We start from the raw sequence: 25,050 nt of genomic DNA, 5'->3' as shown, positions 1-25,050 counted from the left end.
AACTAAATAACGAAAACGCTCGCTATTTATCCGTCTGTATTTTTCCTTAATCCCAGTAAAGAAGATTCAATAAATTTACGATATCAAACAGGGTAATTAGCTAATTTGAGGGGTATACTTATTTGTATTGGTAATCAATTACCCAAAAAGACAGCGCATTAATTTGCTATTTACTGTTTTCAAAAGGAGATACTTGTGTCTGAGATCAGTCAACTAACACCACAACCTATTTGGCAATTTTTCGATAAAATTTGTTCTATCCCCCACCCATCTAAACATGAAGATGCATTAGCTCAATATATTATTGATTGGGCAACAAGCGAAGGTCTTGATGTTCGCCGCGATCCTACGGGTAATGTATTCATCAAAAAAGCGGCAACGCCGGGAATGGAAGATCGCAAGGGTGTTGTACTTCAAGCCCATATTGATATGGTTCCACAAAAAAATGAAGATACTGACCATGATTTTACTAACGATCCAATCCTTCCATATATAGATGGCGAGTGGGTTACAGCAAAAGGCACAACACTGGGTGCCGACAATGGTATGGGCATGGCTTCATGTCTTGCTGTTTTAGCCTCAAAAGAATTGAAGCATGGCCCATTAGAAGTATTATTAACCATTGATGAAGAAGCAGGCATGACTGGTGCCTTTGGTCTAGAAGCCGGTTGGTTAGAAGGTGATATTCTTCTTAATACCGATTCAGAACAAGAAGGGGAAATCTACATGGGTTGTGCTGGTGGTGCTGATGGTGCTATCAAATTAATGATCGAACGTGAAGCACTGCCTGCTGGCTATGTTACTCGTCAAATCACACTAAAAGGCCTAAAAGGCGGCCATTCTGGTTGTGACATTCATACTGGTCGTGGTAACGCGAACAAATTACTGGGTCGATTCCTTGCTGGCCACGCTGTTGAACTGGATTTACGCCTTGTTGAATTCCGTGGTGGTAGCTTACGTAATGCTATTCCTCGTGAAGCATTCGCAACGGTTGCCGTTCCTGCTGAGAATGAAGCAAAACTGGCTGAGCTATTTACTTTTTATACCGATCTATTGAAAGACGAATTAGGTCGAGTAGAAACGAATATTGTAAGCATCAACGAGACAGCCTCTGCTGAAAATGTCTTGACACTAGCCACTCAAACTCCGTTCATTGCGACACTAAATGCCTGTCCAAATGGTGTTATCCGCATGAGTGATGATATTGAGGGTGTGGTAGAAACGTCTTTAAATGTGGGCGTTATTACTACTGAAGAAAGCACAATCACAATTCTATGCCTAATCCGTTCATTAATGGATTCTGGCCGTAGCATGGTTGAAGGAATGCTTTCATCTGTGGCTGAATTAGCAGGAGCACAAGTCAGCTTCTCTGGTACATATCCAGGTTGGAAGCCAGACGCAGATTCTGAAATCATGCATGTGTTCCGTGATGTCTACGAAGGCATTTACGGAAATAAGCCAAACATCATGGTAATTCATGCAGGTTTAGAGTGTGGTCTATTTAAAGAACCTTATCCTAAAATGGACATGATCTCATTTGGTCCAACCATCAAATTCCCTCATTCTCCAGATGAGAAAGTGAAAATTGATACGGTTGCTCTTTACTGGGAACAAATGGTTGCCATTTTAGAGAACATTCCAAAAAAATAATCCTTTAATATTAGGATTATAAAAAACGGTCAGCTTATGCTGACCGTTTTTATTTATAGTCAAATGACGTCAATCATTAAAAATAAACTTTTGGGTTAGTTGCCCCCCAAATAACATAAAGCTCAGGCATACTTCGGCTACTAAATGCTTCCATTTCTTTAGTTTCAATCGTCTGCTCATTTTGTTTACCAAATAGAACAACTTCATCACCAGGCTGAACATTCTTAATATCAGTCACATCAACCATTGTTGTGTTCATTGATGTCACACCAACTACATTCGCTTTCTGACCATTGATCAACACATACCCATTATTACCAATAGAGCGAACATACCCGTCAGAATAACCTAAAGGTAAATTAGCTAAAATTGAATCTCGGCCTAACACATAAGTGCTGCTGTAGCCTATCGTGCTGCCCTTTGGTAAGTAATTCAAAGAAGCAACTGAGGTCTTAAAACGAACAATACGCTGATATTCAGGGTTACTTGGCATATCTCCATACAACAATCCACCTGGACGAACCATATCTAAATGTGCTTCAGGTAAATTAATCGTGGTGTAAGAGTTTGCGACATGCAGAGTGATGTTTTCACGATTTAACTGAGCTTCATCAATAAGCCATTTACTTTCTTGCTTAAATAAATCCAGTTTTGTACGGATCTCATCAACTGATTCATTAGGGAAATGCGTCATAATACCAACAATATTAATATGACCATTAAAGGCAATATTTAACGCCTCTTTTTTCCCTTGAGGTTGAGATAAATCAAGGCCATTGCGTCCCATTCCGCCCGCATTCAATGCAAGATGAACAGGTATTACGGTATTATTTTTTTTTGCTAATTTAGCAATAGTATTTGCTTGCTCACTTGAACCAATAAGCTCTTCTATTTGATAATTTAAGCCTGATTCAATTTCATTTGGTGTCGCAGCACGAACACGCATGATCTCACCAGAGAATCCTTTCGCTCGAACAATACGCGCTTCTTCATTACTTAACCTGAATTCTGGATAAGGCTGAACTAATTGCCCACCTAACGATCAGATCTTTCGACCAAGAATTATTTGAACGTATTTTAAAAGGTGGGCAAGATGAATAAATTAGTTGATATATTTTGTGATGTCGATGATTTTTGTTATCAATTCTTATCTCAATGGGAAAAATACCTTGTTGAGGCTAGTGAGAGAAAAAGAAAACGTCAGTCAGTAATGTCTACTAGTGAATGTATGACTATTGTCATCGCTTTTCATCAATCAAATCATAGAGATTTCAAGAACTTCTATATCGGGTTAGTTCATCAATATTGGAAAGGATACTTTCCAAATTTACTTAGCTACACTCGATTTGTGAGCAAAATGCCTAGCCTAATCGCCCCAATGTGTGCCTATTTTCAATCTATCAAAGGTAAGCCGACTGGCATTGCTTTTGTTGACTCCACGAGTCTTAAAGTATGCCATAACATTCGAATTCCTCGCCATAAAGTCTTTGATGGTGTTGCGAAAAGAGGAAAAGGTACCATGGGATGGTTTTTCGGCTTCAAACTTCATTTATTGATTAACCATCTTGGAGAAATTATTTCGCTGAAAATCACAGCTGGCAATGTAAATGATAGGACTCCTGTACCTGATTTATGCAAAGAACTCTCGGGGAAATTGTACGCTGATAAAGGGTACATAGGTAAAAAGTTGAGTGAGAGCTTAAAGAACTCTGATGTCGATTTAGTGACTACCTCGCGAAAAAACATGAAAGCAAAAGAGATAAGTGCTTTTGATAAGGCTATGTTATCAAAGAGATACATTATCGAAACGATAAATGACCAATTGAAGAATATCTCTCAAATTGAACATAGCCGTCATCGTAGCGTGACTGGTTTCATGCTAAATGTAATTTCAGGCGTTGTGGCTTATTGTTTAAAAAAACAAAAGCCACGAATTAAGCTATCAGAATGTGAATTTGAACTAATCCTCGCTTAAAGCATGTTTTATCCAGAATTCAGGTTACTTATGATACCAATACATTCAACATCACGACTAATCACAGAATCCATGAGTCCTTCAATTCCATTACCGTATGCATCCGCTTTCATGATCGCACAGATTTTAGTGTCTGAATTAAGTGATTTTTTTAATGTATCAATATTATGTTTAAATGCTTGAGTATCAATTTCTAACCATGCATTTGTTTGTTGAATTTTCTCTTGAGAAGTGAGTGTGTCTAGCGTTAATAATGGCGCAGAAATAGCTGATGTCGGTAAAATAAGGCTTAACGCCAAAGCACATTTTGTAAAGTTCATAAACAACCGTATGTATAATAATTATATCGTAAATTACGACGTTATATTATATAGAGATGGTTATTTAGCCTCTATGATATTTGTCTATACAACAATCGGTTGCCCATTATATGCTCGATAAACACCAAATTGAAATCACCTATATATATACAAGTAATCTAACCAAAACAACTGCTACTCAAATGCAACATTTTATAAACCATCAAAAGTGAGAATTATTGATAGTTTTATTAGAAGAAACTTAATTGTTGAGTGACTTCCTTATCTTTAAGCATTACGTTTAATCCGATAAGTCGGATCTCCCTCCCTTTTTGCCTTTCTAATACTTCAATCAAAAGCTCTTCAAAAAATGCTAACGTTAATTGATTATGCACATGCTCAATCGTCGTTTGATTTGATTCCCAAAGCTTAATTCTTATCAATAATTACTAAACAGTTAAAAATAAAGAAAAAAGAATAAGTAGAATACCCGAAACTTAATTGACAGTTATCAATCGTCTACATATGCTTTTATTATGTACAATTATTTAAGTGATATGCATGAATTCCTCAACACTTAAGAGCTTATCCAAATTAGAAGTCATACGCTCTAGCAAATACTTTGAATGGTTAAACTCTATCGCAAGAACACACATCAATGATGACTCCTATCGCAATAGAGTTTTAAATATTTATGCAGCCTATATTTACATAACAGAACCCAAACCCTATTCATTCTCAGGAACGAATATATTAAATAACAGTCATGCAATAAATGAACACCTTCAATTACTGATTGGATTTATCTATTCAGAAATAAGCTTCGGAACCAGAGCAAAATATGACCATACAAGATACGTATATGCGATATTTTCCACTATAGCGAGTAACTTACAGCTAAGCTTATCTAGCATTGATATTAAAAAAAGTAGAATTAGCGATGATATAACGCAATATATAGTTGAATATAATGATCTAGACCTTAATCAAGGTAAGTTGAACTACCTCAATGGCTGGCAAATTAAATCAAAAGAAGGGGCAGTTTTAGAAGTCAATCTTGACTCAATTTTTTGCCAGTATGGCTCTAACTTTACTGAAAAAATTCATCATGCATTACAAAATTATGGACTAAAACACAAATCTGCAACATTAAAAAGCACTACATCCGCTCTTTGTTATCACTTATTGTACTTTTTCACCCTCAATAAAAATCAATCACTTAAAGAGCTCTATATCAAATTATCTGCTAGAAATGTTCAACATTACTTTGCTGAGATTATGGATATAGGTTTTGCTAGAGCCAAAATTGAAGGTCACGATGAAAACACTTTTTATATTCTCTGGAATCGAGCGATCCAAACCTATATTGTATGTTTTATTAAAATCGGTTTTTTTGAAGCTCCTATTAAACCTTTCTTAACTCCTAAATGGAAAAAACCTGTTAATGAAAACTTATCATTCAGCATTGGTGGTAAGACAACGGAAAATGAAGCTGAACGTTGGTTTAGTAATATAGGTCTACACATCAAAGACGAAGAGGCAGTAGCCGAAATTCAATATCGACTCAATAAAGATTTAAACTATATTCACTTAGTATGCACACATATTTTTGAGCAAGTAAAAGCCATTAATATCCGTAATAAGAAATACCTTCTCGCGGGTAAGATTAAACCTCTAAAAAAACTAACACATAACGATCAATGCCCTATTGGTCCAGAAAATCTTGAAAACACCATAGCCACATTTTTCCATCACGGTATTGGAGGAAAACATAATGCCTATAGTAGTTTTTTAGGATTTGTAGGCAATACTCCTCTCCTTACCAAAGAACTAGCACTCCCTACCCTTTTAACATTGAACGCAATTCTATCTCTATTGATTTTAAATCATCCCAAAATTACACCTAGTTGGCTTCAAGAGTGGGAGCTGCTTGACAAAAAAGGGAATAGATCTGGTTACAAACAGGTTGGGGACCAATGGATGATTATATCCCTCAAAAATCGAAGAGGAGCAACTCTTGCACAACAAGAGGTTGTTCTTAATAAGAAATCTAAGGAGATAGTTGATTTTTTAATCGAACATACTCTTTTGGCGAGAGAGCGATTAAAGGCTCTCGGTGATGCTAACTGGCGAAAAATGATCATCACCGCCACACCAAGTAAAGTAGCTACATATAAAAGCTTAGGCTCCAGCTTGTCCTGCGATATTTCTTTTTACGAAACCTTAAGAAACTATAAAAACTTACCTCATGGACACATACTTAATCAAAACGATGTTAATGCTATTTCTGAAATATTTTCACTACGTTCACTTCGCCGCCACCGGGGCTTACAAATCTATCTTGAAACAGAATCCATGGGGGCTGTTGCAAGAGCATTAGGACATAAAAGAGTCCAATTACATTTGCTAGAAGGCGTTTACCTACCTAAGCCTCTTATGGATTTTTTCCTTGAGCGCATTATACGTCAATTTCAAAACTCCATTTTATTTGAAGCAATGAAAGAGTCTCAGTACCTCTTAGATGCTGTCGATATATCAGAAGGAAATATCACCGAGTTTCTTGAACATCATGGTATCAGCGACATTCCTTTCTATCTAGGGAACAGTGCGAATACACAAACAAAAGTAAAAGATATAGTTCTTTCTTTTGATGGTATCGTATTCACTATCAGTACAGCATTGTTGCAATTGCTTATTGCGATAAAAACAACAGTTGAAACAGCAATTGAAGATACACAATTTAAAGAGATTGTCGAACATTGGTATCAATGCGCGTTATTTATTCTATTATCTTTAGAAACAGACCAATACAATGAAGAAGATGATTATAAAAATATGCTAGAAAATGCTAGGGCGAACCCAATGGATAATAATAGAATCATGGGAGCGTTAATATGCTAAAACCTCATTTAAAGCTAATAGAAGATATAAAATCAGAAGAACGTACATTTTCCTCTCTTTCTAAATTCGAACTTGAAGAAATGTATAAAATTTCAATTGCTAGTGGTGATTTCACAGCTTTAAGGATGTTAACAAATCACAATACCGGTATTTATAATTATAATGAACGAGAACCATCATGGCTTGATTCAGAATTTTGGGCTCCTATATGGACGCTAATGCTAACAAGTAAACCTAAAACTATTCGATGGGACTCTGTTTTCCTTAATGATGGTAAAAAGCTCACTGACCCCAAGCACATAAAACTACTTAATGCTTTTAAATACTGGATAACCGCAACGGATAACCCACTAGAGAACGGCGGTAATATTGAGTTCTCCAAAAAGACAATTTATATAAAAGTTACTTATATTATTAAATTAATCAATGCCATCTTATTACACAGTAAAGAATTGCAATTAGCTGAATATCACCTACTTCATGTTGATGATAGCTTTTGGTTATCTATTTTTAGTAATATGGCAACCTACGATCCATTTGAAGGGGTATATCGGTTTAAAGATAGAATAAAAGCATTGATTGATAAGGAAGCAACTACCATTAGTGATGAAGAATGCGTAAATTTCGTTGCCAAATATCCTCTATTACTATCAAAACTTCCAACTGATGACTTATCGATCTATCCAGAAAACAGACAAAAATCATGTGTGTGGCTATTCAAACAGGGATACTACAAATCCTATAAAGGAAAACCAAAATATGATGGTAATAGCGCTGTTCTCACCCGCCTTATTTTAAATGGAAAATGTTTATTTGAAGATATCAATACCCCTAATTTTGTAGAGTTTCATTTAAAACAAAAAAAAACATCTACAGAGTACATACCAATTAACAATCATGATTCATCAATTGGTATGAATGCTCAGTCCTTGGGTCAATATATTTCATACCTAAAGTTGATACATACCAATTTAGACCGCAATGATTCCTGCACACCTTCAATGATCACTGACACACTCACGATAAATTCCATTAATAATATAAAAGGAGTGCATCTAAAAAAGACTATGCGTACTCGGACGCAGCCTCCATCACTTATTTTTAACCTAATTGAAAAATGCTTTCAATTCACGCAAGAGAACCAAGATGAATTGCTAAATCAATGTTTAACTGCGCTCAAAGAAGGTCGAAGTAAACTAGGGAAATCAAATAGCAACAAGCTTAAACCTCAAGCAACATTCAAAGCATTTGATGAAGCAATTCATAGTGACATGTCTGGCTCTGAACGCGGACATTGGTTTGATACAGAAGCTATTAATTGCGTGACCAGCAAATGGAAAAAAAAAGGGATTAAGCAAGTTGCTGCGTTTGATATCAAAACGCCCAACCGTCATCAGCGCATCAGAAATAATGAAAGTTTATTTGAATTATTTCAAGCACTTGAAGGTTCAGTTCAGTTTTTAGTCGGTGCGATAATGGCTAGACGACAAGATGAACTGTCATCTCTAAAGCCATACGGCAATCTAATTCCTAACAAAAATCCTTTTTCTATTGATGATGAAGACTACTTTATCAAAAAAGGAAAAGACGGTTCAGTTAAGGCTCAATATAATTTAAAATTCAAGCTAAAAAAATCAGGTTACAAAGGGAAAAACACACACCTTATTCGTCCAATCCCAGTATCGATTGCAAAACTCATTTGGCGTTTGGAAGAATTTAATCAAGAAACTGAAAAAGCAGGATTAACCACCGGTAAGTTATCACTTTTTAATAGTTTAGAATCCAAAGCTTGTAATCTATCAGCAGCTAACACACATAGCTTCAATAACAATTACGATGCTATGTGCGATTACTTTGAAACGGACTTGGTGTTAATGGATAGTGGAGAGTATCGTCGCAACTATATCCGTCAGCATCAGCTTAGACGCTTCTTTGCGTTAGTCTTTTTCTGGTCAAAGAAAAAAGAAAGCTTCGATGCTCTTCGTTGGATGCTTGGTCATACTGATATGGAACATCTTTATCACTATATTTCAGAATCAGAAACAGGTGCAGTCTTAAATAGTGCTAAAGCTAGTGTTCTCGCAAGTAGCGTACTCAATAAGGATATCAGCGATGTAGACGCCAAACAGCTGGATAAACTTCGAGAACTCCTTGTAAAACGATTAGCTGGAAACGAAAGAGCTGAAGTGATCATTAATACTCTAAGTAATACCATTGATGATTATCACGAAAGTGATTACGAAACTACTCCACACATAAGCGTAATCGAAAAAAATCAAATTATGGAGAATGAAGTTCTCCGATTATTAGATAATGAAGTGATCTCTCTTGAACCTAATTTTTTTATTGTAACAACCCCCAATGGAAGCACTGAAAGTACTTTTAATTTAACATTAACATTCAATGAGATAAATTAGATGTCGGCAAAAGAAATTAATCAAATAAAGGTATTTAATACCATCGCATTTTTGAAGTGTATTATTACTACACCGCATAAGTTTAAAAACGATGAAGTCCTGAAGAAAGCATTAAAATCTCAAACTGGTATTGCGAAATATGAAAATAAAGATCAAGAAATCACCATCTGCTCCTTAAATACACTAAAAACAACTTCTGACACACTCTTAGGTAGAGGTTTCCTTGAACTAAATGAATTGCGCTTAAACGCAAAAGATGCTCTTGAAAATACTATAGAGGGTAAAAAATCGAATAAAAGAACAAAAACCGGACTGAACAACAGAGTGACAGAGTTAGAAGCTAAACTTGATATCGCTTACCGTAGCAACTTCTTACTTACAACAATGATAAGTGAACTTCGATCTCAACTAAAACAAATCGCTATTTATGAAGGTTCTGTAGAAGAACGAAAGGAACTCTATCGAAAATTCAACGAAGGGGCCGAAACAAAATTAAGTTACACCCTTAATGGGAAGTTTTAATATGCCTTATCGTAAATTAAGAAATTTTAAAAGTTGGAGTCATATTGACCCACTAAGCAAAAAATTAAAATTTAATTATTCTAAAGACATACAATTCTTTACGTGGAGCAATCATAATCCTTGTTATGAAGCAAATATGTTCGTGCATCAACGAATGCTAGCTAAAATAGCAAATTCAACATTAAAACAAGAAGCAGGATTAATTATTCATCTTATCCACTTTGTTGAACAGCAACCCTCCCTTACCTCTTTTAATCAACTTACCGACGCTACTTTCACTCTCTTTGTTCAAAATTTACAAAACGAAAGAGAACCTACCGGCGAATTAAAACGCTCCAACAATCGTGTTATTGATATTGCAGAAAAATGTTTGGACTTTCTTAAATTCATTCAAGACCTTAATGATTTATCTCACTTCATAGGGAGTGATAAAGCCAATGCTATACGAACAACCGAAAAACCTTACAAAATAAAAATAGATGGACATAAGGGATATAAAATATGTATTTCAATTTCTCATAATAGTATTCCATCTAAAGATGCCATTAGAACAAGACACCCAATATCTTCAAGTGATTCCTTAAAACTCTGGAACTACCTCAAGGCACAACCAGTAGGAAGAGATAAACGAACTAGAGATAAGGCAATGTATGTTGTGATGGAGCAACTTGGTGCGAGGATCACAGAGTTTCACCTTATAACAATCTCAGATTATGAGGAGGCAAGAAAAACAGGGTCGATAAAACTAACTACATTAAAGCGAAAAGAAGATAAACACCGCTTCCTTCCTATTCCCCAAATGGTTTTGAATTACATAGCTCCCTATATAAAAATTCGAAAGAGAGTCATGAATAAGAAAAGAACAAAACATGACATGCTGTTTATTAATTTAAACAATGGAGAAGCATTTTCACCTAGTTCTTGGGGCGCTTACCTAAACCAGTGGAAAAGGGAAATAGGTATAGAGGGAAATTTACATGCTCACCTTTATAGACATGCGTTTATTACTGATAAGTTGAAAGAAATCATCCTTGCCCACAATGAAATAAATGGAAAGGATGGTTTTCGTAAACATTTATTGCACACGAAAGCATTCAAACAAGAGTTGCAGCAATGGACTGGGCACACTCTATTGAGCTCATTGGATACCTACATTGATTTAGTTTTTGAAGATATCAACGGGTATACTGAGACCTATAATGCTGTTTCATTAAAAAACAGTGTTACACTTATAAAACGTCAACTTACTGATTTAAAAGACATCTATAAGAAAAAAGAACTAACCCTAGGTGAATATAACTTACGTCTGAATGAAATGTTAAATAGCTTTGAGCAAGATATCGACAATAGTATAAACACATAATTTTGATACTCATCAGCGAAGATAATTAAAGCCTCAATTGACTGTATATTTAAACAGTTATCGCGTACAATTTAGACTTAAAGAACTAATCTAAAACAACCCGTCATGAAACCTAATCTTAGTATAATGGTATAGACGATTATTGAATTGAATCCGTTAGGCTAAATTGTTTTGTCTCAAAAAATAATTCACATTGACCTTGATTGTTACTACGCAGCTGTTGAAGCGAGAGACAACCCAGAGTTACGGGGAATCCCTATTGCCATTGGAGGCTCTCAACATCATCGTGGCGTGCTTTCAACATGTAATTATGAAGCACGGGAATTTGGCGTTCGCTCTGCCATGTCTACCGCTAAAGCCCTACAGTTATGCCCGAATTTAACCGTTGTACCTGGTAACATGGATAAATACAAAACCGTTTCAAAACAAATTCATAAAATATTCTCAGAATATACTGACCTCATTGAACCACTTTCATTGGATGAAGCCTATCTCGATGTCACCGACTCTCCATTATTTCACGGTTCCGCTACTTTAATTGCAGAAGATATTAGGAAAACGATCTGGAACGAGTTACAACTAACAGCAAGTGCGGGAGTAGCACCTTTAAAATTTATAGCTAAAGTTGCATCCGATGTAGATAAGCCTAATGGAATCTGTGTTGTTCCCCCAAACAAACTAGATAGTTTCATTGAACAGCTTGAACTAGGAAAAATATCCGGCGTTGGTAAGGTAACTTTAGAAAAGCTACATAAGTTTGGTTTCTATAAAGGTCAAGATATTAGGGAGTGCGATCATCATACACTGCTAAGCAACTTTGGAAAATTTGGTCAAGTTATATGGGAAAGATGTAATGGTATAGATAACCGTAAAATTGAAACAAATCGAACTCGTAAATCTGTTGGTGTAGAAAGAACCTTCCAAACTGACATTTATTCTGAACAAGAATGCATTGAAGCTATTGAAGTTCTTTATCCAAAACTAATTGAAAGACTACAAAAATCCTCAAGTAATAACAGCATTATAAAGCAAGGGTTAAAGTTAAAATTTCAGGATTTCAAGCAAACTACTATCGAGCATAAAAAATCACAATTAGATAAAGATTACTTCTTAGAATTACTACGAGAAGGGTTAAAAAGACAACAAAACCGAGGCATTAGATTAATAGGTATATCTATTGGTTTAAATACAGAAAAAGATAGTGGTCAAATTAACTTATTCTAGAATAGATTAGCATTTAAATTAACTCGTTGTTGTCCCAAATTTTGTTACGTTACAAATTTCATTATTCAGATAATTAGCTAGTTTTAAAATACAAAAAAATAATATGTCGGTTACCCATTGCGACCATATTTTATTGTTTATTTATGGTTCTCATGAAGCTGATTTCCTTCAAAGTATTCCAGTTCAATTTCGCTTCCATCAGTCAGCCAAAACCACTATGAAAATTCATACATAGCTCTCCTCTCAAGACAACCTACGTTATAGTAGGATGAGTGACGAAGTAATGACTATATAGAATAGGGCGGTTGCTTTTCTTTTAATATTTAAACTACTTGTTTCATAACTTTGATCCTTGAGGTTCCTTTAACCATCTGATTATAATAAAATATCAGAAATATAAATTTTTAGGTGACTTCATTATGATTGAGTATGTATTCGGTAAAAAAAGTAACCCACAGGCAGTCGAATGCTTAGTTGAGTGTCTTAACACCCTGGAGTTAGAAGGTACATTGTATGTTGGATATCCGATATTCGATGTCGATGATGAGTCTTTATTAACAGATGCTTTACTCGTAACTAAAGAGCACGGTGTAGTTGCGTTCGACTTAACAACTCAAGTCGGTTCTACTGAAGATGATATCCTCAATTACCAAGATGATATATATAGAGGTCTGCTGAAACGATTCTTGACTGAAAAGTCATTGGTAATCAGGCGTAAACTAAGTTTCGAAATTACAATTTTTAGTTTGAGACAGTTATCTGAAACTGATATTGAAGTTGAAATTATTACTCCTGCAGATTTTGAAAATCAATTGATTTCATGCGCTGCTATTAGTGACGAACAGTTCAAGCTAATTAATGCATCTATTCAAAAAACTTCAGTATTAAAACCTCAGAAAAAGCGTAATAAAGCAACAACTGATGGTTCATATGGAACCATTATGAAGCAAATTGAAAAAGAAATAGCTAACCTTGATAAATGGCAAAAAAAGGCTGCAATAGAATCACCAGAAAAACCTCAACGAATTAGAGGACTAGCAGGCTGCGGTAAAACTATTATTTTAGCTATGAAGGCTGCTTATTTACATGCGTACAATTCAGAACTTAAAATTGCTGTAACCTTTCAATCAAGGGCTCTTTACCAGCAATTCGAAAAGCTTATAGATAAATTCTATTTTCAACATCTTGCAGATGAACCTGATAGGGATTTTCTAAAAATTCGCCATGCGTGGGGAAGTACTAGAGAGGTTGGACTTTATTCAGAAATCTGTGAGCAGCTTGGAATTGAGCCTTTAAGCTTTTATGCTGCTCAGAGTAAATATGGTCAGGATAAAGCCTTTGAAGGAGCATGCCAAGAAGCTTTGGAAGTTGCAGAAAAGATATCAATTGAACCATTGTATGATTATATTTTGATTGATGAAGCGCAAGATTTTCCTACATCATTTTTCAAACTTATATACAAGTTTGCATCTAGTAAAAAACAAGTTATTTGGGCGTATGATGAACTACAAAATCTAGGTGAATTTGTAATGCAGCCACCAGAAACATTATTTGGACGTACTAGTCTTGGTGCTCCTTTAGTAACCTTAGAAAATGAATCAAACAAGCCGCTTCAAGATATCATGCTACCTATATGCTACAGAAATCCACCATGGACCCTATCGTTGGCACTTGCTCTTGGTCTTGGTCTTGGTATTTATAGAGAGCAAGGCTTGGTTAGAATGTTTAATGACCCAAGTTTTTGGAAACATATTGGTTATGAGGTTATTGGTGGTAAATTAGAATTAGGGGGTACCGTTAACCTTCAACGTAGCGCAGAACGTACTCCTGATTATTTTTCTAGACTATTAACTCCTGAAGATTCAATTAAGTATGAAAGTTTTAATTCAAAACAAGATGAAGCTGTATGGGTCGCTAACGACATAAAAATAGCATTGAAAACAATGAATTAGATCCAAGTGATGTTTTAGTCGTATTCCCTAAAGCCTATACCCTTGGCAGTGACAGTGCTTTCTTAATGAATGAATTAAGGAAAAGAAATATTAATTGTCATGTTGTTGGCAAAAATACAAGTCGAGATATCGTGTTTGTTGATGACTCCATTGCTATTACTCATATTTATAGAGCTAAAGGAAATGAAGCACCTTTAGTTTACGCAATGGGAGCTAATTATAATAATTCAGGTCTTGAGTTGGGCAAAAAAAGAAATGCTCTATTTACTGCAATAACTCGAGCTAAGGCGTGGGTCCGCATTACTGGAGTTGGTGATGAAATGGATGACCTGTCAAAAGAGATAAATAAAGTTTTTGAACGTCAATTCCAATTAGAATTTAATTATCCAACGGCAACTAATCTTGCCTTACTAAGCACGGCTTACCAAGATAAAACAGATGATGAGAAACAAGACTTATATGAAGGGTTCGGTCAGATTAAAAAGTTGAAAGCCATGTATGAAAGTGGTGAACTCTCGAGAGAAGATATTCCAGAAGACCTTAGATCACTATTTGAGTAACGTACTATGGAAATTAGAGATGTTCATTTAGTAGAGTCCATTAATAAATTTATTTTTCAATGGCAAATTAAAGGCTTAGTTCACGACTCTCGTAATCATTCTGTTTTTAGAAAAGCAGGAGGCTTAAAAGAAATTACTTGGGGCAATGATGGATATATTCTAAAAGACGAAGAGTTTTCATCAATATCAGAATATTGTAGTTTGGTCGAGAATAGGCAATATTCCATGCTTCTTTGTGATGGTTCACTGTTTCAGATCTCATATACATTAGACCGATCTACCATCGTTAAGCATCGGTTATGTTGGTATCCTTGTCCAATTCATGTCGATTCATCTGATTTAGATGGTAATGATATTACTGATATTATCCTAGAAAAAATGAGCACTGGTGATATAGAGTCTTTTAGAGCTAGGAGTCCCTTGCGGTTTGATTATGCGCCAAGTCAAGCTACGGAAGATCATCCTACTGTTCACATGCATTTAAGTGAGGAAACGTGTCGAATTCCAGTAAAATCACCATTATGCTTAAAAGAGTTTGTTACTTTTATAGTCCGGAATTTTTATGATGTCCTCACTCAGGATCCTTCTTTGTATCAAAATTTAAAAACATGGGGAAGGATTGACACTCTGACTCAGGAGCAAAAAAATCGATTGCACATAAATACACTCTAAATGCGTAATTACTAACTAACAGAGGAAGAACTTATCATCGTTCTTCCTCCTCATTCACTATATAGTGGCTCGTAGATGATTTTCATTCTGCCATTACATTGACTCCCATGGAGTTAACAACATTTTAAATGCTTTTAACATTTTTCTATCCACAGCGAGATAGAAAAACCAAATTGAATATCTCGCAATGGGTGCATATCACTTTATTTTGAGCGTATCATTGTGTGATTGAACATATTTACCATTACTATCTATCGAAACACATCTACGATTTGTTGCCTAAAGCTACCCACAATATCAAAGTAGTGTTCATCCGATTCTTCTAAATAGTTAGAAACTCCCGTAAACGGGAACTCACTACTCTTTTCATTTAAAGGACACCACTCTCCCAGACCGATTCTTATGTCAGATATTAAGCCTTTTGAGTCGTTTTCTTTTGGTTCTAAAGGAGTGAAGACCGCCACGTCCATATCCTCACAAAAAATTAAATTCTGTTCTGGGATTTCTTGATCAATCCTATGAGCATATTCAACCAAATTTGGTTCGGCGAATGTGTATAACCATGCTTCTTGATTATCACCATTGTTTACTCTAAGAATCCGACCTAATACCTGCCTAAAATAGAGCTCGGTTTTTACTCTGCTTAAGTGGCAGCATACTTGAAGTCGAGGAATATCAGTCCCCTCACTAACCATACCAACACTTACAATCCATTCAGCCTCGCTGTGTCGAAAGTGATTTATCGTACTGGTTGGATCATTATGTTTATAAGTAACCAATACAGTATCTTTCTTGAATTCATTGGATAGTATTGAGAATAATCTTATTGCGTGTTCAACTGATGATGCTACGACTAATCCGGCCGCATTTTTTTTATTTTTACGGATTTTTTCAAGTTTTTCTATGCCTTTTTCAAGCAGGTACATCATGCACTTTTCATCATTAATTAGTGTCTGATAAGAACCAAAAGAATCGTTTAAAAAATCATTAATACAGGTAAAACTCTTTGCTTCAGACTTTGAGCTCTTTAAAGTAATCTTTTCGTTATCGACTAAAACAATTTTAGGGGAACGACAAACACCATCGCTTATAGCCTGATTTAACCCGTAAACGTAATTACATTCGATTTCATTATTAGGATTGATATAATTAGATAAGCATATTGGAGCTTTGTCAGAGCGCCAAGGTGTTCCCGACAGAGCCAGAGTGTATGTTGCTTGAAATTGAATATTTTCAATTATTTTTTCTCCCCAGGAATTTGCATCCTTAAGGCTTGATCCTGCACAATGATGAATTTCATCAAAGACCACTAATACACGATTTTTCTTTATCAACTCCCAGAACTTGTCATCAAAGAATTGTAAGTTTTGATAGGTATAAGATGCTCCTAAAGCACCTATAATGCCATCAAAACGGCAATTTAAACGTGAAGTAAAGGTCTGTTCTAATCCTTGAGAGATTGCTGTAGAGGGAGAAAAGCACAACACAAAATCAATTTTGTTTCCCTTAAAAAGACTAAAAGCGACTTCTGCGGCCATAACAGATTTTCCAGCTCCTGGGGTAGCTAAACAAAGAAAGTGTTGATGCCCACTATCATAACGCTCTAGCGTCAACTTTACACACTCTGCTTGCCATTGACGTAAAGGCATCATGATAAAGTAAGAGCCATCTTAATAGCTCGCATTTCACCAACAAGCTTGGAGCTCTGCGTTTTAGTTTGACCCTGGACATCAAGTAAGCTATCCGCTAAATGAGGATATTCCGAACACAAGCTTTTATAGGTTTCAAATTCATGAATACATGCTAGAAAATCACTTTCGCATTGCTCAAGCCGCTTTTGAAGTGTCATTTTAGGAAAAAGGAAGCTTCCCTCCTGATGCTTAGGTTCTATTAATTCAGGAGCTCTTTCTTCAATGACTGTATTCCATACTGCTTTAGAAAATAAGACTGTTTTTCGATATTTAGCTTTTTGGGAAGTTTTTTCTATAACTCTCTCCAGTAACTGCATCCTTTCAAGACGTAAGATATGACGATAAACAAAACGCCTTACATTATCTTTATCTTGGAGTAACTCAGAGGATTTCATAAATGCATCTCTTAGCTCTAACACTGAGAAGCTATCCAGTTGGTCTTCAATCAGGATTTTGTAAAGAGAATGGTTTAAATCTATTGATTTGGTTGTCATGGTTAATGGTTACCGGAGTTAAATAACTTTACTTTCAATATGCGGATTATAGTCCGTGGCTTTATATGTCGCAACTAAGGATAGTTTTTGTCTTTGTCTGGGCGATAAATGAAATACTTAGCGGCAAATTTTGGTAAAAAACTACGAGAAATACGAAAGGTGAAAGGAGTATCTCAAGATAAGTTAGCATTAATAGCAGATATAGATAGAAGTTATGTGGGTCGTATTGAGCGCGGTGAAGTAAATATCACCCTTGAGAAAGTCTACAAACTTGCCGACGCTCTTGAATGTGATGTAACGGAGTTGCTGCCACTAACCTGAAAGTAAACAATGTTAAGGATCATCTCTGATTCAGTTATTTTTAATGCCTATCGAACCATAAGATTCTCTCCATCAGATAAATTGGGCAACAAGTTGTTGCCCAATTGCTCAAAATCCTGTTTCAACATTTTATGAATATATATATTTCCTAATTATGCGCGGAGCTATTGTACAAATTTAGGCAGAACACTACACCTCGTCTTTTATTAGTACAAAACTTTACATACGCTACTAATACTTAAAAGCAAAGGTGACCCACACATCAACACCATCAAAAAACCATCTAATCTTACTAAAAATAATTTATTTGAAATCAATTATATCGACACGTGATCGCCAATAAAATCGGACTTGATTTTAGTTAGTTTGAATAAAAAAACCGCCTAAAGGCGGTTTTTTACTAACAATATCTTTTATAATCGTACGCACATAGCAGTCGTCGATATCCAGTTCCTTTTTTATCAGGCATCTGCTTAAGAAATACTTCAACCTCATCTAAAGGGACTTTGTCATGCCATACTGACCACATAATGGCATTGAGCTCATTCGCTCGTGTGACTGAATCATCATCAAAAATACCTTGTAAACACATATGTGTCGTTTCAACGGTACTTGGCAAACCTGAAACGTTATCATCAATTTTTCTTAATTGTTGATCTTTTAATACTGCTGAATTTTCTAGGTCAGAATAAATCAAATCGAATGCATAAATAGGAAACCATTGCGAACTCGCTATTTTTATCTTATCGATTAGTCTAATCAAATGATGGTTTGATTCTTCAACAATTTCAAAGTAGTCAGACATAAAACTTGATGCGTTTTTATGTTCATATGTAATGGATTTAGCCGAACCGATTACGAGAATCTTGTCGCTATTGTTAAGTGAGTCTATATCTTCTGTAATGTTTACCTTAATACTACTTCCATCATCACTAGCACCAGAATAGATATCTTTAACAATGCTCTGAACCTTTCGAATATCCATTGCAGAAACAGGTAAGTTCAGATTAGAAAGCGATGTATAGATTTCATTAAAGTCATCTGTTTTCAGCTTATTGATTCGAATGGTTGAAAATCCCTCTAAATCAATATCATGCTCACTAATTTCATGCGATAGAGAATCACGTTCATACTCAACTAATAAAAAATTATTACGGATTCTTTCTGCATCTGCAGAATTAGATTCAACATAAGTGAAAATAGTCTTCAACAGACTCTTAATATTATCATCCCCAATACCGTACCCCATAAAAATAATAGGGTTATGGATAAAGATTGAAAGTAGCTGAGCTCGAATTAATTCGTATTTATCATTGAATTGGCTGTAGTCCTCTTCTGTGATTATTACTTTCGATGGGTCAATACAACAGCCATGGATTTTGTAAACTGAACCATAAGGGTTACTAAGTAACCTGAATTCTGGATAAAACATGCTTTAAGCGAGGATTAGTTCAAATTCACATTCTGATAGCTTAATTCGTGGCTTTTGTTTTTTTAAACAATAAGCCACAACGCCTGAAATTACATTTAGCATGAAACCAGTCACGCTACGATGACGGCTATGTTCAATTTGAGAGATATTCTTCAATTGGTCATTTATCGTTTCGATAATGTATCTCTTTGATAACATAGCCTTATCAAAAGCACTTATCTCTTTTGCTTTCATGTTTTTTCGCGAGGTAGTCACTAAATCGACATCAGAGTTCTTTAAGCTCTCACTCAACTTTTTACCTATGTACCCTTTATCAGCGTACAATTTCCCCGAGAGTTCTTTGCATAAATCAGGTACAGGAGTCCTATCATTTACATTGCCAGCTGTGATTTTCAGCGAAATAATTTCTCCAAGATGGTTAATCAATAAATGAAGTTTGAAGCCGAAAAACCATCCCATGGTACCTTTTCCTCTTTTCGCAACACCATCAAAGACTTTATGGCGAGGAATTCGAATGTTATGGCATACTTTAAGACTCGTGGAGTCAACAAAAGCAATGCCAGTCGGCTTACCTTTGATAGATTGAAAATAGGCACACATTGGGGCGATTAGGCTAGGCATTTTGCTCACAAATCGAGTGTAGCTAAGTAAATTTGGAAAGTATCCTTTCCAATATTGATGAACTAACCCGATATAGAAGTTCTTGAAATCTCTATGATTTGATTGATGAAAAGCGATGACAATAGTCATACATTCACTAGTAGACATTACTGACTGACGTTTTCTTTTTCTCTCACTAGCCTCAACAAGGTATTTTTCCCATTGAGATAAGAATTGATAACAAAAATCATCGACATCACAAAATATATCAACTAATTTATTCATCTTGCCCACCTTTTAAAATACGTTCAAATAATTCTTGGTCGAAAGATCTGATCGTTAGGTGGGCAATTAGTTCAGCCTTATCCAGAATTCAGGTTAAGTAATATATCGTTACCCACTAGAGGCTCAAAACCAAAAACATCCTCTACCAGTCCATCATAATTGGTAGTGATTACAGAACCAATATTTTTGCGTATCTTCTTTAGCTCAGCGAGTTCTTCTCGCTTTTCTTCTTTGTAGTCAAGTTCACTAACTAACTGTGAAATATATATTTTGAAACGGCTAAGGTAGTTTTCCTTTTCCATCTCACGATAGAAAACATCATTGATTTCTTTAAATTTTCCGTTTCGATTTTTTCCCAGTTCAGCATTGAACTCTTGCTCTATTTTTGTAGCGACCTTGGTGTAATCATATCTACCGTTATCTCGACATTCAGCTTTGGTATCAAGATAAAACTCATTATTCCCTTTTAGCTCAAAAGAGATGTATTTTAATAATCCATCCCATGTAAAAGCATTATTTAGATAGCGTAGGCTTAAACTTGCCCCTACAAACAAAACAGGGTGGTTTCTGTAATGCCCTATAAACTCACGTATGTTCATTTTTATCCCTGCCAATTCATGTTTCTAATAGTGTACTATAAGTTATAAACTCTTCTATAACATCATTAAAAAACAATGATGTAACTCAATATACTAAAACAACACCACGCAATTTCTGGTGAAAAAACATCCATACAGCTGACTAAATCAGTAAATTTACAAACACACATCTATCTAAAAGGTATTGGTATACCGTTAGTGAACAATGACAAACTATTATCGTTCCATACAATAGGTTAATTAAGAATTAAACACACTATTAGTACATTATGCGCTAATTATTATAATTACTTACATACTGTTATTCATTGACAATAAATCAGCTAAAAACATGCATTAGGAAAATGTTGGAAGTCTGCGAACTTAATTTTAATACCTTGCTTAGCAATATAATTATCACCATTTGCTTTTATTAGTCTCGACTCTAATTCAGGATACAAGCGTGTTTTAATGACTTCCCAGCATTCTTCAAACATGCTGATATTATGAGAAAATGTTCTTTCTACGCCTACGGACTTTCGATTACGCTCTGTAATCACTTCTCTTTCATCAATTCCATGAGATCGCTTCCATAATGAAGCCCCCATTTTTCCAAATAACAATAATAATTCACGTTGGTCAAACTGTTGGACGTCCTTGCAAGTATGCAGTCCTGATCGATGTAACCGCTCTAAGCTTACTTTTCCGACCCCTGGTATTTTCTCCAATGGTAATGAGTCAATTTCATCCATAACCATATTCGGAGTAATCACATACTGACCATCAGGTTTATTTAAATCAGAAGCGATTTTAGCTAAAAATTTAAGAGGGGCAATTCCTGCTGATGCGGTTAATTGCAGTTCATTAAATATGTCTCTACGTATTTGTTGAGCTATCAATGTCGCCGAACCATGCAACAACGTACATTCACTAACATCGAGATAAGCTTCATCTAAAGAGAGTGGTTCTATTTTATCGGTATAGCGACGAAATATACGGTGTATATGATGAGAGACTTGCTTGTAGACCTGCATGCGACCAGGTACAACCACTAAGTGAGGACAAAGGGATAACGCACGTCCTGTTGGCATTGCAGAATGAAGACCAAACTTCCTAGCTTGATAGTTACACGTACTTAATACACCACGCTGTCTTTCACTTCCACCAACGGCCAAAGGAACGTCACGTAATACAGGATTATCTCGCATTTCAACCGCTGCATAGAAACAATCCATATCAATATGAATGATTTTACGCACCTTTTTATCTGCTTCTAATTCCACGTTTTCAATCTCAACACTCACATCAACTGTATAAATACACAGTTAAATAATAGCGATGAAATGATTTTTTTACAATAAAAAACAGCATCTATAAAGATGCTGTTTTAAGATAGTTATAGAGTAAAAAACTTACGCGATGCGATCTTTTTCCCATGCAGCTAGTTTTTCAGCTCGAATGATTTCTTTAGCTTCACGTTTTTTTCGTGCATCACAAGGTTCTGGACAGTTACACACTTTATCTATCCCAACAGAACCAAGGCCACCACAACTGCCTTTCACTACTTTACGTTGTACAATATAACCAATAGCCATTGCACCAATAACAGTAAGAAAAACACCAAACGTAATTAGAAAAGTATTCATTATCTACTCACTTATTTCAAAAAAGGCTTAAAGGCTTCAGAAGAGAGTTCTTTAAAGCCATTTTTAGTTTTCACAATCATGAAAACAGGAATGTTATGTTTATTCGCAACGGCCATGCCTTGCTCTTCACCTAACACCATTAACCCTGTAGCAAGTCCATCAGCAGTCATTGATGATTTATCAAGTACTGTAACTGAGACAACTTTATTTGCTATTGGGTTCCCTGTAATAGGATTAATAATATGAGAGTAACGTACACCTTCTTTTTCAAAGTAAATACGGTAATCACCAGACGTTGCAACCGCATGATGCCCTGGTTCTATTATTTCTTGAATAGAACGTTCATCAACCGTTGGCTTTTCTATCGCGATACGCCAAGCAACATTCTCTTTATTATTCCCTTTAACTCGCATTTCACCACCGACTTCGACCATATAGTCAGTAATGCCTAATCCTTCTAAATAATTAGCAACAACGTCAACTCCCCAGCCTTTTGCTATTGTTGATAAATCAACATAAAGGTTAGGGATATCTTTTGTAACGGTTGTTTCTGTCGCACTTAAATGCTGAATACCGACAATAGCACGACGAGCATTCAATTCATCTTCAGTAGGAACAACCTCAGGACGAGCTTCTGGACCAAAACCCCATATATTAACTAAAGGACCAACCGTGATATCTAATGCACCCAAAGTGACTTTATTTAAGCGAATCGCTTCACTAATCACTGTGGCTGTATCTTTAGAAACCGTAAATGGCGTTAATGCTGTACTCTGATTAAATTGACTCAGTTCTGAGTCTTTACGGTACGTCGACATTTGGTCATTTACTAACTCTAGTCGTTTATCTATCTCTGCATGAATAACATCTTGCTTTGGTAAGCCATCTTTATTAATAAATTTAATATTATAGCTTGTCCCCATCGTTGGACCATTTAAATACACTTGTTCACGTTGTTGTTCACCACAACCGGTAAGTAGTAGTAAAGCAAAACAAGATAACAAAATCAGTTTGGTTCTATTCACTAAATGAGTAACACTGACAATCACTGCCAACTCCTTAATTAACATAAATTTAAATAACAAAACAATACACAGGAATATACATTCCAAAAAACCTATAACCCTGTACTTTGTCTGGTTAAATGTAGTGCACTAATACGAAAAAAGGCTGACTCAATTGATGAGCCAGCCAATATTTTTCACTTCGAGAGATTAACCACCGAAGTCATCTAGTAAGATGTTTTCATCTTCAACACCAAGATCTTTCAGCATACTGATAACAGCAGCATTCATCATTGGTGGACCACACATGTAATACTCACAATCTTCTGGTGCTTCATGATCTTTCAAGTAGTTTTCATAAAGTACGTTGTGAATGAAACCTGTGTAACCATCCCAGTTATCTTCTGGCATAGGATCAGATAAAGCACAATGCCATACGAAGTTATCATTGTTAGCCGCTAGGCCATCAAAATCTTCAACGTAGAACATTTCACGTTTAGAACGCGCACCATACCAGTAAGACATTTTACGCGTTGATTTAAGGCGTAGAAGTTGGTCAAAGATATGAGAACGCATTGGCGCCATACCAGCACCACCACCGATAAATACCATTTCATTATCAGTGTCTTTTGCAAAGAATTCACCAAATGGACCAGAAATAGTACATTTGTCGCCTTCTTTTAAAGACCAGATATAAGATGACATGATACCAGGCGCTACGTTTGGATTATTTGGTGGCGGAGTAGCAATACGTACATTAAGCTTGATAATGCCTTTCTCTTCTGGGTATGAAGCCATAGAGTAAGCACGGATCGAATGCTCTTTAACGATTGACTCGTAACGGAATAAATTAAATTTATCCCAATCACCACGATATTCTTCAGGAATATCATAATCAGCGTATTTAATATGATGTGGTTCAGCTTCAATTTGAATGTAACCACCAGCACGGAACGGAACTTCTTCGCCATCAGGGATAGCAAGAACCAATTCTTTGATAAAAGTGGCTTCGTTGTCATTCGAAGTAACAGTACATTCCCACTTTTTAACACCAAAGATTTCTTCTGGAAGTTCAATTTCCATGTCAGTTTTCATTGCAACTTGACATGCTAGACGCTCGCCTTCACGAGCCTCACCTTTAGAAATATGATCAAGCTCTGTTGGTAGAATATCACCACCACCAGACTTCACTTTTACACGACACTGACCACAAGAACCACCGCCACCACACGCAGATGATACAAAGATACCAGCGCTACCAAGAGCACTAAGTAGCTTGCTACCTGGTTGTGTAATGATCGCTTTTTCAGGATCGCCGTTTACAGAGATAGTAATGTCACCTGCAGGTACTAATTTAGATTTAGCGAATAAAATCACTAATACTAAAATTAATACAATAATGGTAAACATCGCTACACCAAGAATAATGCTTTGCATTTTTTATTCCTTATAATTGGGTGCTTA

General features: G+C 35.7%; 20 protein-coding genes and 2 pseudogenes. 11 read left to right on the top strand and 11 right to left on the bottom strand.

Annotation, left to right across the window (positions count from 1 at the left end; all coding sequences use genetic code 11):
* Positions 1–195 precede the first annotated feature (195 nt).
* Positions 196–1,650 (top strand): aminoacyl-histidine dipeptidase, encoded by a 1,455-nt coding sequence (locus VSAL_RS05365; RefSeq protein ID WP_012549737.1) that lies wholly within the window; start codon positions 196–198, stop codon positions 1,648–1,650.
* A gap of 76 nt (positions 1,651–1,726) precedes the next feature.
* On the opposite strand, the pseudogene alr reads toward VSAL_RS05365, so the two are convergent.
* Positions 1,727–2,647, bottom strand: a pseudogene (alr, locus tag VSAL_RS05360) (alanine racemase); the annotation flags it as partial.
* 96 nt (positions 2,648–2,743) lie between these two features.
* Between alr and VSAL_RS05355 the strand changes: the two are divergent.
* Positions 2,744–3,625: an IS982-like element ISVsa6 family transposase gene (locus VSAL_RS05355; RefSeq protein WP_012548944.1), complete on the top strand. Its 882-nt coding sequence runs from the start codon at positions 2,744–2,746 to the stop codon at positions 3,623–3,625.
* Between the two features lie 8 nt (positions 3,626–3,633).
* Here VSAL_RS05355 and VSAL_RS05350 read toward each other — a convergent pair whose 3' ends face one another.
* Positions 3,634–3,945: an alanine racemase gene (locus VSAL_RS05350; RefSeq protein ID WP_044583208.1), complete on the bottom strand. Its 312-nt coding sequence runs from the start codon at positions 3,943–3,945 to the stop codon at positions 3,634–3,636.
* 540 nt (positions 3,946–4,485) lie between these two features.
* Between VSAL_RS05350 and VSAL_RS05345 the strand changes: the two genes are divergently transcribed.
* The 8 genes from VSAL_RS05345 to VSAL_RS22290 all read left to right on the top strand — a co-directional run bounded on the left by VSAL_RS05345 (position 4,486) and on the right by VSAL_RS22290 (position 15,535).
* Positions 4,486–6,825 (top strand): hypothetical protein, encoded by a 2,340-nt coding sequence (locus VSAL_RS05345; protein WP_012549736.1) that lies wholly within the window; start codon positions 4,486–4,488, stop codon positions 6,823–6,825.
* Positions 6,819–9,242: a hypothetical protein gene (locus VSAL_RS05340; protein ID WP_012549735.1), complete on the top strand. Its 2,424-nt coding sequence runs from the start codon at positions 6,819–6,821 to the stop codon at positions 9,240–9,242. The genes VSAL_RS05345 and VSAL_RS05340 overlap by 7 nt, the downstream gene beginning before the upstream one ends.
* Positions 9,243–9,764, top strand: coding sequence for a hypothetical protein (locus VSAL_RS05335; protein ID WP_012549734.1), 522 nt, complete (start codon positions 9,243–9,245; stop codon positions 9,762–9,764).
* 1 nt (position 9,765) lies between these two features.
* A complete protein-coding gene (locus tag VSAL_RS05330; RefSeq protein ID WP_012549733.1) occupies positions 9,766–11,127 on the top strand; it encodes a tyrosine-type recombinase/integrase in 1,362 nt (453 codons plus the stop codon).
* A gap of 171 nt (positions 11,128–11,298) precedes the next feature.
* Positions 11,299–12,351, top strand: coding sequence for a DNA polymerase IV (dinB, locus tag VSAL_RS05325; RefSeq protein WP_012549732.1), 1,053 nt, complete (start codon positions 11,299–11,301; stop codon positions 12,349–12,351).
* A 419-nt stretch (positions 12,352–12,770) separates the two neighbouring features.
* The gene (locus VSAL_RS05320; RefSeq protein ID WP_049940332.1) at positions 12,771–14,303 is read left to right on the top strand and encodes a DEAD/DEAH box helicase; all 1,533 of its coding nucleotides are present in this window, start codon (positions 12,771–12,773) and stop codon (positions 14,301–14,303) included.
* 65 nt (positions 14,304–14,368) lie between these two features.
* On the top strand, positions 14,369–14,863 hold the full coding sequence (locus tag VSAL_RS22680; protein WP_049940331.1) for an ATP-binding domain-containing protein: 495 nt from the start codon (positions 14,369–14,371) through the stop codon (positions 14,861–14,863).
* 6 nt (positions 14,864–14,869) lie between these two features.
* Complete coding sequence (locus tag VSAL_RS22290; protein WP_012549731.1) at positions 14,870–15,535, top strand: DUF2290 domain-containing protein; 666 nt, start codon at positions 14,870–14,872, stop codon at positions 15,533–15,535.
* Positions 15,536–15,786: 251 nt separating this feature from the next.
* Here the strand turns inward: VSAL_RS22290 and VSAL_RS05310 are convergent, their stop codons facing one another.
* Both VSAL_RS05310 and VSAL_RS05305 read right to left on the bottom strand, forming a co-directional pair.
* Positions 15,787–17,187 carry a DEAD/DEAH box helicase gene (locus VSAL_RS05310; RefSeq protein WP_012549730.1) on the bottom strand — a complete coding sequence of 467 codons (1,401 nt, stop codon included), beginning with the start codon at positions 17,185–17,187 and terminating at the stop codon, positions 15,787–15,789.
* Positions 17,184–17,720 carry a hypothetical protein gene (locus VSAL_RS05305; RefSeq protein ID WP_012549729.1) on the bottom strand — a complete coding sequence of 179 codons (537 nt, stop codon included), beginning with the start codon at positions 17,718–17,720 and terminating at the stop codon, positions 17,184–17,186. The genes VSAL_RS05310 and VSAL_RS05305 overlap by 4 nt, the downstream gene beginning before the upstream one ends.
* 108 nt (positions 17,721–17,828) lie before the next feature.
* On the opposite strand from VSAL_RS05305, the gene VSAL_RS05300 reads away from it, so the two are divergent.
* A complete protein-coding gene (locus tag VSAL_RS05300; protein WP_012549728.1) occupies positions 17,829–18,041 on the top strand; it encodes a helix-turn-helix domain-containing protein in 213 nt (70 codons plus the stop codon).
* Between the two features lie 400 nt (positions 18,042–18,441).
* Here the strand turns inward: VSAL_RS05300 and VSAL_RS05295 are convergent, their stop codons facing one another.
* From VSAL_RS05295 to nqrF, 7 genes and pseudogenes are all read right to left on the bottom strand, one after another.
* Positions 18,442–19,473 carry an SIR2 family protein gene (locus VSAL_RS05295; protein WP_231850880.1) on the bottom strand — a complete coding sequence of 344 codons (1,032 nt, stop codon included), beginning with the start codon at positions 19,471–19,473 and terminating at the stop codon, positions 18,442–18,444.
* A gap of 3 nt (positions 19,474–19,476) precedes the next feature.
* Complete coding sequence (locus VSAL_RS05290; protein WP_012548944.1) at positions 19,477–20,358, bottom strand: IS982-like element ISVsa6 family transposase; 882 nt, start codon at positions 20,356–20,358, stop codon at positions 19,477–19,479.
* Positions 20,359–20,435: 77 nt separating this feature from the next.
* A complete protein-coding gene (locus tag VSAL_RS05285) occupies positions 20,436–20,957 on the bottom strand; it encodes an SIR2 family protein (RefSeq protein WP_049940330.1) in 522 nt (173 codons plus the stop codon).
* 347 nt (positions 20,958–21,304) lie between these two features.
* Positions 21,305–22,219: pseudogene (dinB, locus tag VSAL_RS05280) on the bottom strand (DNA polymerase IV); the annotation flags it as partial.
* A 129-nt stretch (positions 22,220–22,348) separates the two neighbouring features.
* The gene (gene nqrM, locus VSAL_RS05275; RefSeq protein ID WP_012549726.1) at positions 22,349–22,582 is read right to left on the bottom strand and encodes a (Na+)-NQR maturation NqrM; all 234 of its coding nucleotides are present in this window, start codon (positions 22,580–22,582) and stop codon (positions 22,349–22,351) included.
* An 11-nt stretch (positions 22,583–22,593) separates the two neighbouring features.
* Positions 22,594–23,631: an FAD:protein FMN transferase gene (locus VSAL_RS05270; protein WP_012549725.1), complete on the bottom strand. Its 1,038-nt coding sequence runs from the start codon at positions 23,629–23,631 to the stop codon at positions 22,594–22,596.
* Positions 23,632–23,796: 165 nt separating this feature from the next.
* Positions 23,797–25,023 carry an NADH:ubiquinone reductase (Na(+)-transporting) subunit F gene (gene nqrF, locus VSAL_RS05265; RefSeq protein ID WP_012549724.1) on the bottom strand — a complete coding sequence of 409 codons (1,227 nt, stop codon included), beginning with the start codon at positions 25,021–25,023 and terminating at the stop codon, positions 23,797–23,799.
* Positions 25,024–25,050 lie beyond the last annotated feature (27 nt).

Source organism: Aliivibrio salmonicida LFI1238 (genome assembly GCF_000196495.1).
Lineage (GTDB): Bacteria > Pseudomonadota > Gammaproteobacteria > Enterobacterales > Vibrionaceae > Aliivibrio > Aliivibrio salmonicida.
Note: the sequence above shows the minus strand (reverse complement) of the source record. Positions and strands in the feature narration are given on the sequence as shown.